The sequence below is a fragment of the Cedecea sp. NFIX57 genome, from assembly GCF_900177785.1.
Classification (GTDB): domain Bacteria; phylum Pseudomonadota; class Gammaproteobacteria; order Enterobacterales; family Enterobacteriaceae; genus Cedecea; species Cedecea neteri_C.
Genome location: NZ_FXAS01000011.1, coordinates 18525 through 34316, shown reverse-complemented (window position 1 = coordinate 34316; position 15792 = coordinate 18525). Strand labels below are relative to the sequence as shown.

The following is a 15792-nucleotide window of genomic DNA, read 5'->3' as shown; positions in this document are numbered from 1 at the left end:
GGAATGCTTAAACGCCGGGCTCTTGATGCAACCGACGACATGCGGTGCCATCTTCTCGGAACAGATGGCAGCGCTCTGGCGGCAGGCCAATAGCGAATGTGGCACCCTCTTTTACCAACACCACGTCGTTCTGGCGGTAAACCAGGTTTTGACGAATGGCGGGGATTTGGATGTGAATCTGAGTCTCATGTCCCAACTGCTCAACGACCTGCACTTCCCCTTCAAGGGTGACGTCAGCAATGTCGCTCGGCAGCAGGTGTTCCGGGCGAATGCCAAGTGACATATTGGCCCCCACCTGAACATTGCGGCTTTCCACCGGCAGCCAGACATACTGACGGTTAGGCAATTCCACCTGCACCTGGTCAATGGCCGTCGCGGTCACTTTTACCGGCAGGAAGTTCATTTTTGGCGACCCGATGAAGCCCGCTACAAAGCGGTCAGCCGGGTAGTGATACAGCTCGAGCGGCTTCCCAACCTGCGCGACGCGGCCAGCATCCAGCACGACGATTTTGTCGGCCAGGGTCATCGCCTCAATCTGGTCATGGGTGACGTAAATCATCGTGCGGCCCAGACGCTTGTGCAGACGGGATATCTCGATACGCATCTGCACGCGCAGCGCCGCATCAAGATTTGAAAGCGGCTCATCCAGCAGGAAGACTCGAGGCTCCGCAACCAGCGTTCGACCAATCGCCACACGCTGGCGTTGCCCACCGGACAGCGCCTTCGGGCGGCGGTCCAGCAGATGCGCGAGCTGCAGGGTTTCAGAAACCTGATTCACGCGCTGGTTGATATCGTCTTTTTTTGCCCCGGCAAGCTTCAGGCCGAAGGACATGTTTTCCGCGACAGACAGGTGGGGATAGAGGGCGTAAGACTGAAACACCATCCCCACGCCACGCTCAGCGGGAGGGATATCGTTCATGCGCTTTTCACCAATCAGCAGTTCACCGCTGGTGATAGTTTCAAGCCCCGCGATCATTCTCAGCAGCGTTGATTTACCGCAGCCTGATGGCCCGACAAAAACCACGAATTCTCCTTCATTGATGTCGAGATTGATGTCTTTCGACACCACCACGTCACCCCAGGCTTTTGTTACGTTCCGTAGCTGCACGCTCGCCATTACCACTCCCTCATTACTGCCGCCTGCCGTCGGACAGGTGCTTCAAGATGTGTCCGACTATGAGGGAAAGCGACATTTGGTAAATCCTCCACCCTAACGCTTTTTTATGGGGGAGGAGGCGGGAGGATGAGGCAGGGGCATCTGCAACCGGTTGCAGGTGGCACAAGGGATTTTCGTGATCGCGGCTTCAATTTTCAGTGCGTTTTTATGTGCGCCAGGACACATAACGGCCAGTTATGCAAAGCAGATCACAGATAACCACTCAGGGGCGTAGAGCAAAGGAGGATGAGAAGCGCTTGTCATCTCCGCAGACTTAACAACGTTAATCTGCACTACCCTATAAAGCGCACACCACCACTCAAAGGATGGGAACATGAAAATTAAAACCGGCGCCCGTATCCTCGCTCTGTCAGCCCTGACGACGATGATGCTTTCCGCCTCTGCACTGGCAAAAATCGAAGAAGGCAAACTGGTCATCTGGATTAACGGCGATAAGGGCTACAACGGCCTGGCCGAAGTCGGTAAGAAGTTTGAGAAAGATACCGGTATTAAAGTCGCCATTGAACATCCTGATAAACTTGAAGAAAAATTCCCACAGGTGGCAGCAACCGGCGATGGCCCGGACATTATCTTCTGGGCTCATGACCGCTTTGGCGGCTATGCGCAATCCGGCCTGCTGGCCGAAATCACCCCAGACAAAGCCTTCCAGGACAAACTTTATCCGTTTACCTGGGACGCCGTACGTTACAACGGCAAGTTCATCGCTTACCCGATTGCGGTAGAAGCACTGTCGCTGATTTATAACAAAGACCTTGTCCCAAATCCGCCGAAAACCTGGGAGGAGATCCCCGCCCTGGATAAAGAGCTGAAGGCGAAAGGGAAGAGCGCACTGATGTTCAACCTGCAAGAACCGTACTTCACCTGGCCATTGATTGCGGCAGACGGCGGGTATGCCTTCAAGTTCGAAAACGGCAAATATGATGTGAAAGATGTGGGCGTCGACAGCGCGGGGGCAAAAGCGGGCCTCGGCTTCCTGGTTGATATGATCAAGAACAAGCAGATGAATGCCGACACCGACTATTCCATCGCCGAAGCCGCATTCAACAAGGGCGAAACGGCGATGACGATTAACGGGCCGTGGGCTTGGTCGAATATCGACAAGAGCAAAATCAACTACGGCGTGACGCTGCTGCCGACCTTTAAAGGCAAGCCGTCTAAACCATTCGTAGGTGTGCTGAGTGCCGGTATTAACGCCGCCAGCCCAAATAAAGAACTGGCGAAAGAGTTCCTTGAGAACTACCTGTTGACCGATCAGGGTCTGGCGGATGTGAACAAGGACAAACCGCTCGGTGCCGTGGCGCTGAAATCGTTCCAGGAACAACTGGCGAAGGATCCGCGTATTGCTGCCACCATGAATAACGCCCAGAAGGGCGAGATTATGCCGAATATTCCTCAGATGTCTGCTTTCTGGTATGCCGTGCGCACGGCGGTCATCAACGCCGTTAGCGGCCGTCAGACCGTTGATGCTGCGCTGAAGGATGCTCAGGGACGTATCACTAAGTAAACCTTGCCCCTCACCCCGGCCCTCTACCCATAGGGGAGAGGGGGAATTCAGATTGAGTACGGCCCTCTACCCACAAGGAAGAGGGAATTCAGATTGAGTCCGGCCCTCTGCCCACAAGGGAGAGGGAGAATTCGGATTGAACCCGGCCCCCTCCCACAAGGGAGAGGGAATTCGGATTGAGTCCTGCTCTCCTGCCGGAGTGAGAAAACTGGCCCTTTCTGTCCCCTCTCCCCCTTGGGGAGAGGGTTAGGGTGAGGGGAAATAACACGCTGTAGAGGAACACCCCATGGATGCAGTTAAAAAGAGCCGCTGGTGGCAAAGCGAGGGACTGAAATGGTCAGTCATCGGGGCATTGGGCCTGCTGGTTGGCTATCTTGTGGTTTTAATGTACGCCCAGGGGGAGTACCTGTTCGCCATCATGACGCTGATTTTAAGCTCACTTGGCCTCTATATTTTTGCTAACCGCAAGGCCTACGCCTGGCGCTACGTCTACCCCGGCATGGCAGGTATGGGGCTGTTTGTCCTCTTCCCGCTGATCTGTACCATCGCTATCGCCTTTACCAACTACAGCAGCACCAACCAGCTGACATTTGAACGCGCGCAGCAGGTGCTGATGGACCGCCAGTACCAGGCGGGCAAAACCTTCAACTTTGGCCTTTATCCAAACGGCAATGAATGGACGTTAGCGCTCACCGACGGGGAAAGCGGGAAAAACTATATCTCGGACAAATTTACCTTTGGCGGCGCGCAAAAAATTCAGCTGAAAGAGGCTGATGCGCTGCCGGAAGGCGAGCGCGGCAACCTGCGCGTCATCACCCAAAACCGCCAGGCTCTGAGCCAGATAACCGCCGTGCTGCCGGATGAAAGCAAGGTGGTGATGAGCTCCCTGCGCCAGTTCTCTGGCACTCGCCCGCTCTACACGCTGGCGGAAAACGGCGAGCTGACCAATAACCAGACCAATGTAAAATACGCCCCGAACGACCATATCGGTTATTACGAGTCGGTAAACGCCGACGGCAGCTGGGCTGGAGAACAGCTAAGCCCGGGCTATACCGTCACCATCGGCTGGAAAAATTTCCTGCGCGTTTTCCACGATGACGGGATCCAAAAGCCCTTCCTAGCTATCTTCGTCTGGACGGTGATTTTCTCGGTGCTGACGGTGATTCTTACCGTCGCGGTGGGGATGGTGCTGGCCTGCGTGGTGCAGTGGGAATCGTTGAAGGGTAAAGCGGTGTATCGCCTGCTGCTGATCCTGCCCTATGCCGTGCCTTCGTTTATTTCCATTTTGATTTTCAAAGGCTTATTCAACCAAAGCTTCGGCGAAATCAATATGATGCTGAGCGCACTGTTCGGCATTAAGCCCGCCTGGTTCAGCGACCCAACCACCGCTCGCTCGATGATCATCATCGTCAATACTTGGCTTGGCTATCCCTACATGATGATCCTGTGCATGGGGCTGCTGAAAGCCATTCCTGACGACCTTTACGAAGCATCAGCGATGGACGGAGCGGGTCCGTTCCAGAACTTCTTTAAAATCACGCTGCCGCTGCTGATTAAGCCGCTCACGCCGCTGATGATTGCCAGCTTCGCCTTTAACTTTAACAACTTCGTTCTGATTCAGTTGCTGACCAACGGCGGTCCGGACAGGCTCGGGACGACCACACCAGCGGGTTATACCGACCTGCTGGTGAGCTACACCTATCGCATCGCCTTTGAAGGCGGCGGCGGCCAGGACTTCGGTCTGGCAGCGGCTATCGCAACGCTTATCTTCCTGCTGGTGGGCGCCCTTGCGATTGTGAACCTGAAAGCCACCCGTATGAAGTTCGATTAAGGAGACGACGATGGCCATGGTGCAACCCAAATCTCAAAAGCTGCGTCTGTTCCTCACGCACTTTCTGCTGCTGCTGTTTATCGCGGCAATCATGTTCCCGCTGCTGATGGTCATCGCCATCTCGCTGCGTCCGGGTAACTTTGCCACCGGGAGCCTGATCCCGGACCAGGTTTCCTGGGAACACTGGAAGCTGGCGCTGGGCTTTAGCGTTGAGCACGCGGATGGTCGCGTCACGCCTCCGCCATTCCCTGTACTGCTCTGGCTGTGGAACTCGATAAAAATTGCCGGGATCACGGCGATAGGTATCGTCGCCCTTTCCACCACCTGCGCCTACGCTTTTGCCCGTATGCGTTTCCCCGGCAAAGCCACTCTGCTGAAAGGGATGCTGATTTTCCAGATGTTCCCGGCGGTGCTTTCCCTGGTGGCGCTGTATGCCTTGTTTGACCGCCTGGGCCAGTACATTCCGTTTATCGGCCTGAACACCCACGGCGGGGTGATCTTTGCTTATTTAGGCGGGATTGCGCTGCACGTCTGGACGATTAAGGGCTATTTCGAAACGATTGATGGCTCGCTGGAAGAGGCTGCCGCGCTGGACGGCGCGACGCCGTGGCAGGCATTCCGTCTGGTGCTGCTGCCGCTGTCGGTGCCCATTCTGGCGGTGGTCTTTATTCTGTCGTTTATTGCCGCGATTACCGAGGTGCCTGTGGCTTCGCTGTTGCTGCGCGACGTGGACAGCTACACGCTGGCCGTGGGGATGCAGCAATACCTTAACCCGCAGAACTACCTGTGGGGTGATTTTGCCGCGGCGGCGGTGCTCTCCGCGATACCGATTACCGTTGTGTTCCTGCTGGCCCAGCGCTGGCTGGTGAGCGGCCTGACCGCTGGCGGGGTGAAAGGTTAACGTTTATCCCTGAAAGTCCTTTGCTTCATCTTTATGCCATACCACTGCAACCCTCACTTTGACCTTAGCACTTTATTCAGGCGGCCCCAGGGCCGCCCTTTTTTATTCCCGCCTCAGGCGCTGGCTATTACACAGCCAAAGCGTAATCACCAGCACCAGAATCGCGGCCGAGTAGATCAGCACGTCCAGCGGCGATTTATGATCGATGATAATCAGGCGCACAATCGCGGTGATACCGATGTACACGAAGTAGCGCAGCGGGAAGTGATAGCCCGACTGAAAGTACTTCACAATCAGCGCGATAAATTCGAAATAGAGGAAATAGACCACCAGCCCTTCGATAAACAGGTACGAGCTGGCGTCATCCCCTGGCGTGAACAGCACGGTGGCGAGATGAACGGTCTCTTTGCCCAGGAAGATAATCAGGATCACCCCCAGGGCTAATAAACCCAGATTGAGCACCGTCTGCATGACGGTAGAAATCCAGGCAAAACGCGGTGTCGCAGGCATAACGGCCCCTCATTATTATTGTGGTCTTGAGAGGCTGTTATACGTCCAGAATGTGATCTGGATCTAGTTTATTTACTTACTTTCACTAACGGAAATTTTCGCTGCGGTCGCTGGTCACCCCGTACAGATCAAACTTACGGCCCAGCATCTGCCCGCCGTCACGCGTCAGCGGCGTCCAGGTTACCTGTGCCCGGCTGCGGGTCGGGTAAGCCGAGAAGATATCCAGCGGCACATTGATGTAGAAACCTTTGGTGAAGTCCCCTTCGCCGTACTCTTTCTTCGACACATTGGTGATGGTGGCGTAGGTGCCTACCACGATCCCGCTGTCAAAGTGTTTGGAGATCTCCAGCGTGCCACCTTTATCCTGCGCCAGATACTGACCGATGCTGAGCTTAACCAGCACATCCTGGGCAAACGGCGGTGTCCAGTAACCGGTGATATGCCCGGTTTTAGCGCTGTAGTCGGTAAATTTCATCATGTCCTGCGAACTGCGCCAGTCACGCTGTTTGACGTAGTTGCCGTTGACGCCGATCGCCCAGTTGCTGTCCACCGGGCGGTAAAGCAGCTCCGCCCCCGCGCCGCCATACATGGTTTCCAGGTAGCCCGCGTAAACCTGGCCGTAGATCCCATGCCCGAAGTACTGGAAGTAGTTAGCCTGCAGGTTGTTGATGTAAATATCGTTTTCTACATATTCACGAACGTGAGTACGCACGCGCGGTAGCGTAGAATCCGTTGGCGGGTTGGTGTAGTTAAATTTGTCGTAGTTATTGGCGACGTTAGCAAACAGACTGCCGCTGGTTAACAGGTGGTCCGTCAGCCAGTAATCCACGTTCCCCATCACCCCGACCTGGTACATGTAGAAGCTTTCCGGGCCACCGATGGACTGGTTAAGAATCGGATCGAGCGAGTAGTTGAAGCGCGACTTCTCGATGTAATATCCCTGCTCGGTGCTTTCTGGCACCACGGGCTCAACGCGTTTTTTTACCAGCGTCGTTTCCTGCCCCAGCGGTTCACCCTCGAGATGTCGACGCAAGCTGGCGACGTCCGTTTCCGTGGTGACCTGCGGCATATTAATCCGGCTTTCGGTAATGCGGATGGTGCGAATATTATCCGGCAGATCATTCATCACGATGCGATTGGCACGTTCAATACCTTCGCGGGAATTTCGGTATTTCACCTGCTCGCCCGTGACGTAAAGCGTGTCACCTTTGACCTGAATATTCGGGTTGATCAGCCCGGCATTGTATTTCAGGTCGGTCAGCTGGTTAGCCACCACGTTGTGCTGCAGAATTTCGTCCTGAGGATGTGGCTGGTACTCTGGGCGACGGGAATCGTTGTACCCCGGCTTGAGGTCGTTGAAGTTGGTGCGTAGCGTCACGCCAAACATAAAGGTGTTGCCGCGCTCGTAGCTCATGTTCACGTCGGCCCAGTCGGTCACCCGGTAGATAGCGCCGACGTTAACGCTGCTGCGCTGGTCCATTTTCCCTGCAAACTCATGGCTGTAGTTGTTGCCTTCATACTCAACCTTTAGCCTGAGTGGCTGCCACGGCGTCTGGTATTCCACGCCGCCAAACAGCGATGTCGGGCCGTGGAACATGCCGCTAAAGTTGAAGGAGCCCGCCATTTGGTAACTGTTATCCCGGTGGCAGTACTTGTCGCTGTATTCGCAGAGCGGGTTTTTGATGTTGCCGCTGGTACCTAAATATCCCCAGCCCATGCCGAGACTGAAATCGAACGGCCCCCAGGCTTTGCTCGCCACCACATATTCACCGTCAAACAGCCCGGTGCCGCCCAGATCACGAATACCGGCGGAGACCTGAGGCAGCCAGTAACCCTCTTCCCACAGACGGAATTTCACATCAAACGCTTTGTCTTTATAGGTCTGGTCACCCGAGAAAGCCTTCACGCTACTGTAGTGACGTGTGCGCACGTCGGTATAGCGCAGCGTGGCCTCCATCCAGGGGAAAAGCTGCATGGAGGCGGAGTAAAAGCGGTACTGATCGTTGTCGCGATAGTTGAGGTTAAATTCACCTTCTGGCGCCATACGCGCCGTCGGCGTTTGCAGTAAACCCGCGCCGCCAAAATCTGCCTGAGAAGGGCCAACGGGTGCCGGATACGTTTCGGCGCGGCAGGCGGATGTCACCGCCAGCGCAATCAGACTATACAGGTAACGTTTTTTCATTAATCCGGTATCCGATGGGTCAGGGTATTAAGAATCTGCTGGTTCAGCTCATCAAAGGTGGAGCTGAAAAGGCGGTCGGAGAAACCCACAAAGATGATGCTGCCTGGCGACGGCTCTCTATGGCGCTTATTCCAGTACGCGACCGGCGATTTTTCGATTTTGCCGTCCGGGTAAATCACCCAGGCATAGCTCCTTTCGGCCCCGCTCAACAGGCTGACGTCGTCCAGATAGTCATCCACGCTGCGCCCGGGGGTAAAAGGCTTCACGCCGGGCGAGCTGACTAATCCCACCAGGGTGATGGTTGTGGGCTGCGGCCCGGTCCACAGGCTGTACTCCCCCTGAAGCGGTACGTTTGCCTGTGGGCGAAGGCGAACCCAATCGGGGTCCAGATTGACAAATTGCCGCCCGGTTACGTGCATGGCGCTGAGCTGCTGACGCAACCCGTTGATGGCAGCCCCATCGTCTCCACCTTCGTCTGCGGCCACTTCAGCCAGGCGCGCCAGAAGCTGCTGGTGTTTTTGCTCTTCTGCGGCGCTTGCCTGCCGGGTGCTAATCACCGCCGCCGGCCACCAGGTGTGGCTTAATGCAGGGTTAGTCACTAAATCCGCCAGCCGTGCAGCATCGGTAATCATCCGCGGCTGCGTTTGCGGTTGGGCATAAACCGTCACGGTACTTTCTGCATGGGTAAAAGCACTGGCGAAAAGCAGAGTCATCAACGTAAAGGGGAGTTTTTTCATTGTTTTGCCGCCTTCACTAGAAGCGTGGTAATAGGCCAGTAGCCAGGGCCAAGATACTGTTTTGATTTGCGGATTTGGCCTTCATCGTCGATCCAATAGCGGTTCGTCCAGCTTTTCCCAAGCGCAGTCACCTCTTCTTCCAGCACGCGCACTTTGGTCACGCTACTGCCGAGTTTCACCGTGTCGGTACCGTCAAATTCAAAGGTGGATGTTGCGGTGGCGTAGCGAACCTGCTGGTGTTCAGTCCAGGCCATCTGCCGGGTCCAGCTCGCGCCATCCTGAATCTGTTTCACGTTCTCCAGCGGGTCGCTGGCCAGATTGGTGACTTCCGTCAGGTTGTCCCGTAGCCCGGAGGTTTTCACAATGCGGCCGTTTTGCGTGACGATGACCGACCGGTCCTGCGTCACCCACTTCTGCTGGCCGTCTTCGTTATAAGCGAGTACCACAAACAGCTGCGGGCCGTTGTTGATGCTCATGTATTGGCTCGCGTAGCGCATCTCGGCAATTTCATCGTCGGTAAGCTGTACGCCTCCGCCTCCGGCAATACTGTTCCAAAGCGAGGTGCCAAGCCCTCTGGTGGTCGCTGAGCACGCCTGGAGTAACAGACAGACAAAGAGTATTGCGAGTCGCTGCACGGTGATTCCCCGGTTTAAAATAACCACACCGAAGTGTGGTTATGGTTAAAAACACCCAAACGTTAACGGGTGGTGGTGCTGGTCGTCGTGGTTGTGGTGGTCCCGGTGTTAGAACCGTCGCCGCCACCGGTGGCGGCTAATGCCACACCTACCGCAGAACCAACAGTGCTGGCGCTGGTTGCAGCAGAACTGCCTGCAGACACAGACGTCGCCTGCGCGCCGGCCGCATCACCCACAGCTACAGGGTCAGCAATCGCCGCGCCGGCGGCAGCCAGCGTAAATATGGCTAAAGCGCCATAAAGGGTTTTTCTCATTACAATTTCCCTTCATTGAATGAATGGAGATTTACCTGAAAAGGTTTCAGGCGCGATCGAGTATACACAACACAATGTGATGAATTAGCCCGCAGTAAATAAGGAGTGAATTTTAAGAAAAAGAGTAAAAATCAAAACTGAATTTATATTTAAATAAATTTAAACCAAATAAAAACAATCAATTACAAAGGACATTAAAAGAACTTAATTCAATATAATCTTAAATTAAAGACCTGATAAAGCGGCGGGAAAGCCATTTTTAGGATTAACCTCAGGGTGGCAATATCGAGAATTATGACGGCAAGGGGATAACTCTTATAAAAAATATGCCAGCACAAGGCTGGCATATTTAAATCATGCGGTTTAATTAATCACGCCATGCTTTATAGCGGTTAATCAGGCCGTTGGTAGAGCTGTCGTGGCTGGCGATTTGTTTGTCGTCGCCCAGCTCTGGCAGGATGCGGTTAGCCAGCTGTTTGCCCAGCTCCACGCCCCACTGGTCGAAGGTGAAGATGTTCAGGATCGCGCCCTGGGTGAAGATTTTGTGCTCGTAGAGTGCAATCAGCGCACCCAGGCTGAACGGGGTGATTTCGCGCAGCAGGATGGAGTTGGTTGGGCGGTTGCCTTCGAACACTTTGAACGGCACAACGTGGTCCAGCGTGGCCGGATCTTTACCCTGGTCACGGTATTCCTGCTCAACCACTTCACGGGATTTCCCGAACGCCAGCGCTTCGGTCTGTGCGAAGAAGTTAGACAGCAGTTTTGGATGGTGATCGGACAGTGGGTTATGGCTGATGGCCGGCGCGATGAAATCGCACGGCACCATTTTGGTCCCCTGGTGAATCAGCTGATAGAACGCATGCTGCCCGTTGGTGCCCGGCTCGCCCCAGATAATTGGGCCCGTCTGGTAGTCCACGGCTTTGCCGTTGCGGTCAACGTACTTACCGTTGGACTCCATGTTGCCCTGCTGGAAGTAGGCCGCAAAGCGATGCATGTACTGGTCGTATGGCAGAATCGCTTCAGTTTCAGCGCCGAAGAAATTGTTGTACCAGATGCCGATCAGCGCCAGCAGTACCGGCAGGTTTTGCTCGGCAGGCGTGGTGGAGAAGTGCTTATCCATCGCGTGCGCACCGGACAGCAACTCAACAAAGTTGTCGAAGCCCACGGACAGAATGATGGACAGGCCAATCGCGGACCACAGAGAGTAGCGGCCGCCAACCCAGTCCCAGAATTCGAACATGTTCGCAGTGTCGATACCAAACTCACCAACGGCTTTACCGTTAGTAGACAGCGCAGCGAAGTGTTTCGCCACATGTTTTTCATCGCCAGCGGCGCGCAGGAACCAGTCACGCGCGCTGTGGGCGTTGGTCATCGTTTCCTGAGTGGTGAAGGTTTTAGACGCCACCAGGAACAGCGTGGTTTCCGGGTTAACGTTCTTCAGCACTTCGGCAATGTGGGTACCGTCAACGTTAGACACAAAGTGCATGTTGAGGTGGTTTTTGTATGGACGCAGCGCTTCGGTAACCATGAATGGGCCGAGGTCAGAGCCGCCGATACCGATGTTAACCACGTCGGTGATGGCTTTGCCGGTGTAACCTTTCCAGTTGCCGCTGATGATGCTTTCAGAGAAGGCTTTCATCTTCTCAAGCACCGCGTTCACTTCCGGCATCACGTCTTTGCCATCGACCACGATAGGCGTGTTGCTGCGGTTACGCAGCGCAACGTGCAGTACGGCGCGGTCTTCGGTGCGGTTGATTTTCTCGCCGGCGAACATGGATTTGATCGCGCTCTGCAGATCGGTCTCTTTCGCCAGAGCCTGCAGTTTTTCGAGGGTTTCGGTAGTGATGCGGTTTTTGGAGAAGTCCACCAGCATCAGGTCATCGAAGGTCGCGGAGAACTTGCTGAAGCGGTCGTTATCTTTCGCGAACAGGTCGGAAAGCGTAACGTCTTTCATCTCATCGTAATGTTTCTGGAGTGCCTGCCAGGCAGAGGTCTGCTTCGGGTTGATGTTTTTCATAGCAATACTCTTCTGATTTGAGAATTGTGACTTCGGTCGATTGTAGCGCCTGCAGGCAAAAATTGTGATTGATTTTATGCCATTAAGAGAGGGTTTCCCGTAACCCCCTAAAAAGCGGCAAAAATACCCTCTTATAAGTTAAATTCCTGATTACCGATTTAACATGAAAAATCCGCATAACCCCGCGGTTGACATGCCTTCGCCGAAGCTTTATTTATTAGGCGCTACCTGCGCGTGCGCAGGCCAGAAGAGGCGCGTTGCCCAGAAAATCGTATCCGAGGAACCAGTAACAACGACGATACGTGAGGGGGAGCAACGCCGAGATGATGAAGCGGCTGGTCACGCTTATTGTCGGCTGCAGGGGCTGAATCCTCTGGGTTGTCACCAGAAACGTTCGCAGTCGAGCGTTTCATATCCGGTCCAAAAGGCCGGATAGCCAAGGTGGAGCACTTCTGGGTGATATCGTAGTTCTCCTGCTCTGCGCCCACCCGTTTACCGCTCTTCCCTTGTGCCAAGGCTGAATACTTTTTTGCCAGTTGAATGGCCCCTGACACGAGGTAGTTATGTCTCAAACCGTAGTCGCCAAATTTGGTGGGACCAGCGTCGCCGATTTCGACGCGATGAACCGCAGCGCCGATGTGGTGCTGGCCGATAGCCACGTCCGCGTGGTGGTGCTTTCCGCCTCCGCTGGCGTGACTAATTTGCTGGTTGCTCTGGCTGAAGGCCTCGAAGCAACCGAGCGCTTCATCAAGCTCGATGCTATCCGCAAAATTCAGTACAACATCGTTGAGCGTCTGGCGAACCCAGATGTTATCCGCGAAGAGATCGACCGCCTGCTTGAAAACATCACGACCCTTGCGGAAGCCGCCTCTCTGGCAACCTCCACCGCGCTGACCGATGAACTGGTTAGCCACGGCGAGCTGATGTCCACCCTGCTGTTCGTGGAAATCCTGCGCGAACGTCAGGTGGAAGCGCAGTGGTTCGATATTCGTAAAGTCATGCGCACCAACGACCGCTTTGGCCGTGCCGAACCGGATATCGCCGCGCTGGCGGAACTGGCAAGCCAGCAGATGCTGCCGCGCCTCGCGGAATCCCTGGTGATCACTCAGGGCTTTATCGGCAGCGAAGAAAAAGGCAGGACGACTACGCTTGGCCGCGGCGGCAGCGACTATACCGCTGCGCTGCTCGGCGAAGCGCTGAATGCCGCTCGCGTGGATATCTGGACCGACGTGCCGGGCATCTACACCACCGATCCGCGCATGGTACCTGCAGCAAAACGCATTGACCGCATCGCCTTTGAAGAAGCCGCTGAAATGGCGACCTTTGGCGCGAAAGTCCTGCACCCGGCGACGCTGTTGCCTGCCGTGCGCTGCGACATTCCGGTGTTCGTTGGCTCCAGCAAAGATCCTGCGGCTGGCGGCACCCTGGTGTGCAAAAAAACGGAAAATCCACCGCTCTTCCGCGCCCTTGCGGTCCGTCGCAAGCAAACGCTGCTGACGCTGCACAGCCTGCACATGCTCCACTCCCGCGGTTTCCTGGCGGAAGTGTTCAGCATTCTGGCTCGCCATAATATTTCCGTGGACCTGATCACCACCTCCGAGGTGAGCGTGGCGCTGACCATGGACACCACCGGCTCGACCTCCACCGGCGACAGCCTGCTGACCACCGCGCTGCTCACCGAGCTTTCATCGCTGTGCCGTGTGGAAGTCGAAGAGAACCTGGCACTGGTGGCTATCATCGGCAATAAGCTGTCCCAGGCCTGTGGCGTAGGCAAAGAAGTGTTCGGCGTGCTCGATCCGTTCAACATCCGCATGATTTGCTACGGCGCATCCAGCTACAACCTGTGCTTCCTGGTGCCTGGCGACGATGCAGAGCAGGTGGTACAGAAGCTGCACCGCAACCTGTTTGAATAACTAACAGAGAAGAAAAGGCCCGGTAACATCGCATGTACCGGGCCTTTTTTATGCACTCAAAACGGTTTTCATCAACAGCCTGTCGAGTTCTTTGCTATCGCCCTCCCGGCTGTCCGGTAGCGTGGGCGGGGTTTCACCTCGAGCCAGCTCAGACACAATAAACTCATGCAATAGCGGCCGACGTGATCCGAACTTCGCCTCACCGACACGCTGTTTGATCTCCAGCAGTTCGTCCACTTCCTGGCGTAGAGAAGCATCAAGGTTGCTTCCGGCCAACAGTTCAGCAAAACGCATCGGCGGGACGCCTTTTCCTTCTTCTACCCAACGCACTGCAAGCAGCGGGCGTAGCACGTAGAAGTACTTTTTCAGCCGCACTTCATCGCCCTGCAGGTAGCCGCGAAAGTTTTTACGCGCCATGGAGTAATAGTGCCAGCGAGCCCGCAAGGGTGAAAACCAGCCTGGAACCTGCGCTTTTAGTCCGGCGATAACAGTCTCATCCTGCTGATAGACTATCGGCGAGTCCAGCCACTCAATCAGCGTAGGATTCGCACCTTTCAACAGACCTAGCGTTTTGCGCCATTCCCAGCCACAAACATCCAGTTCGTCATCTATTGGTAATTCAATCACATCCCTGCCCGCCTCAACCCGCAGATACCATTCAGGGGCATGAACGTATAAAAACCGCACGTCATAATCGCTGTCTGGGGAAGCAAAACCCCAGGCCCGGCTGCCGGATTCGCAGGCATAGAGCACCCGCACGCCAAAGCGCCGTTCTACTTCTTCTAACTGATGCCGCACCCGCTCGCGCATTGCGGCATCGACTCCGTTGTAAGTCATTTTTTTATCCTTTTACACAGACAACCTGCCGGAGCGTATGAACAATTTCCACCAGCGAAGACTGCGCCGCCATGACGGCATCAATGTCTTTATAAGCCATCGGGATTTCATCAATCACTTCGCTGTCTTTACGGCACTCAACATGGGCGGTGGCGCGTATCTGATCCTCAACGGTAAAGCGATTTTTAGCCGCCGTTCGGCTCATGGCGCGCCCGGCACCGTGGCTACAAGAGCAAAAACTCTGCGCATTACCCAGCCCGCGCACAATAAAGCTTTTTGCCCCCATAGAACCGGGAATAATGCCCATCTGGCCTCTCTGCGCCGAAACCGCCCCCTTACGGGTGACCAGCACTTCCTCACCGAAATGTGTTTCCTGCTGCACATAATTATGGTGGCAATTCACCGCTTCCTGCTGCGTCATAAAGGGTTTGCTCACAATACGCGACAGCGCGGTCAGCACGCGAGACATCATGACTTCACGATTATGGCGGGCAAAATCCTGCGCCCACTCCACCGCTTCGATGTAATCATCGTAGTGCTGGCTTCCCGCCCGAAAGTAAGCCAGGTTTTTGTCCGGCAGATTGGCCATGTGCTGCTGCATATCCTTCTGCGCCAGGGCGATAAAAAGATTGCCAATGGCATTTCCCACACCGCGCGATCCGCTGTGCAGCATCACCCACACTCGCTGCTGCTCATCCAGACAAATTTCAATAAAGTGGTTACCGGTGCCCAGCGTTCCCAGATGCTGATGGTTATTGGTTTTCAGCAGCTTTGGGTATTTGTCCGTCAGACGCTTGAATCGCGGTGCCAGCTGCGACCAATGTCCATCTACCTCTTCAGGCGGTGTGCTCCACGCGCCTTTATCACGGCGAGAGCGCGTGTTGGTTCGGCCATGAGGCACCGCCTGTTCTATTGCACTGCGCAATCCGCGGAGGTTATCCGGCAGATCGCCCGCCGCCAGCGAGGTACGCACGGCAATCATTCCACAACCAATATCGACCCCAACCGCCGCCGGTATAATCGCGCCTTTGGTGGGAATTACGCTGCCGATAGTTGATCCTTTGCCGAGATGCACATCCGGCATAACCGCCAGATGTTTAAAAATAAACGGCATCTTCGCTGTGTTCAGCAATTGCTCGCGGGCTTCCGGCTCAACCGGTACGCCATGAGTCCACATTTTTATCGGCGCGCTGTTTTCCGCCGCCAACAGTTGAAATTCGTTATGCTGCATTTT

Annotated in this window: 13 protein-coding genes and 1 riboswitch; of the genes, 4 read left to right on the top strand and 9 right to left on the bottom strand. The window is 55.1% G+C overall.

The features are described 5' to 3' along the window. Window positions 1-7: 7 nt before the first annotated feature. Window positions 8-1117, bottom strand: a complete 1110-nt coding sequence (gene malK / locus B9Y90_RS11265) for a maltose/maltodextrin ABC transporter ATP-binding protein MalK (protein WP_085541277.1) — start codon at window positions 1115-1117, stop codon at window positions 8-10. A 373-nt stretch (window positions 1118-1490) separates the two neighbouring features. Here malK and malE point away from each other — a divergent pair, with 373 nt between their 5' ends. The 3 genes from malE to malG all read left to right on the top strand — a co-directional run bounded on the left by malE (window position 1491) and on the right by malG (window position 5413). Further along, window positions 1491-2681, top strand: a complete 1191-nt coding sequence (malE, locus tag B9Y90_RS11260; protein ID WP_085541276.1) for a maltose/maltodextrin ABC transporter substrate-binding protein MalE — start codon at window positions 1491-1493, stop codon at window positions 2679-2681. Window positions 2682-2967: 286 nt separating this feature from the next. After that, the gene (malF, locus tag B9Y90_RS11255; RefSeq protein WP_085541275.1) at window positions 2968-4512 is read left to right on the top strand and encodes a maltose ABC transporter permease MalF; all 1545 of its coding nucleotides are present in this window, start codon (window positions 2968-2970) and stop codon (window positions 4510-4512) included. Between the two features lie 10 nt (window positions 4513-4522). Further along, on the top strand, window positions 4523-5413 hold the full coding sequence (gene malG, locus B9Y90_RS11250) for a maltose ABC transporter permease MalG (RefSeq protein ID WP_039289311.1): 891 nt from the start codon (window positions 4523-4525) through the stop codon (window positions 5411-5413). Window positions 5414-5515: 102 nt separating this feature from the next. Here malG and psiE read toward each other — a convergent pair whose 3' ends face one another. The 6 genes from psiE to pgi all read right to left on the bottom strand — a co-directional run bounded on the left by psiE (window position 5516) and on the right by pgi (window position 11808). Continuing rightward, the gene (gene psiE, locus B9Y90_RS11245; RefSeq protein ID WP_085541274.1) at window positions 5516-5923 is read right to left on the bottom strand and encodes a phosphate-starvation-inducible protein PsiE; all 408 of its coding nucleotides are present in this window, start codon (window positions 5921-5923) and stop codon (window positions 5516-5518) included. A gap of 85 nt (window positions 5924-6008) precedes the next feature. After that, the gene (locus B9Y90_RS11240; RefSeq protein WP_085541273.1) at window positions 6009-8105 is read right to left on the bottom strand and encodes a YjbH domain-containing protein; all 2097 of its coding nucleotides are present in this window, start codon (window positions 8103-8105) and stop codon (window positions 6009-6011) included. Next, entirely contained in the window at window positions 8105-8842 is a 738-nt protein-coding gene (locus B9Y90_RS11235) for a capsule biosynthesis GfcC family protein (RefSeq protein ID WP_085541272.1), read from the bottom strand. The genes B9Y90_RS11240 and B9Y90_RS11235 overlap by 1 nt, the downstream gene beginning before the upstream one ends. Then, on the bottom strand, window positions 8839-9477 hold the full coding sequence (locus tag B9Y90_RS11230) for a YjbF family lipoprotein (protein WP_085541271.1): 639 nt from the start codon (window positions 9475-9477) through the stop codon (window positions 8839-8841). Before B9Y90_RS11230 ends, B9Y90_RS11235 begins: the two co-directional genes overlap by 4 nt. Before the next feature lie 62 nt (window positions 9478-9539). Continuing rightward, window positions 9540-9791 (bottom strand): exopolysaccharide production protein YjbE, encoded by a 252-nt coding sequence (gene yjbE / locus B9Y90_RS11225; RefSeq protein WP_085541270.1) that lies wholly within the window; start codon window positions 9789-9791, stop codon window positions 9540-9542. A gap of 367 nt (window positions 9792-10158) precedes the next feature. After that, window positions 10159-11808 carry a glucose-6-phosphate isomerase gene (pgi, locus tag B9Y90_RS11220; RefSeq protein WP_085541269.1) on the bottom strand — a complete coding sequence of 550 codons (1650 nt, stop codon included), beginning with the start codon at window positions 11806-11808 and terminating at the stop codon, window positions 10159-10161. A gap of 239 nt (window positions 11809-12047) precedes the next feature. After that, a riboswitch (Lysine riboswitch) is annotated at window positions 12048-12268 on the top strand. 103 nt (window positions 12269-12371) lie between these two features. On the opposite strand from pgi, the gene lysC reads away from it, so the two are divergent. Continuing rightward, a complete protein-coding gene (lysC, locus tag B9Y90_RS11215) occupies window positions 12372-13721 on the top strand; it encodes a lysine-sensitive aspartokinase 3 (RefSeq protein WP_085541268.1) in 1350 nt (449 codons plus the stop codon). Window positions 13722-13769: 48 nt separating this feature from the next. Here lysC and B9Y90_RS11210 read toward each other — a convergent pair whose 3' ends face one another. Both B9Y90_RS11210 and B9Y90_RS11205 read right to left on the bottom strand, forming a co-directional pair. Beyond that, window positions 13770-14558: a nucleotidyltransferase domain-containing protein gene (locus tag B9Y90_RS11210; protein WP_085541267.1), complete on the bottom strand. Its 789-nt coding sequence runs from the start codon at window positions 14556-14558 to the stop codon at window positions 13770-13772. 4 nt (window positions 14559-14562) lie between these two features. Then, window positions 14563-15789 (bottom strand): RtcB family protein, encoded by a 1227-nt coding sequence (locus B9Y90_RS11205; protein ID WP_085541266.1) that lies wholly within the window; start codon window positions 15787-15789, stop codon window positions 14563-14565. Between the last annotated feature and the right edge of the window lie 3 nt (window positions 15790-15792).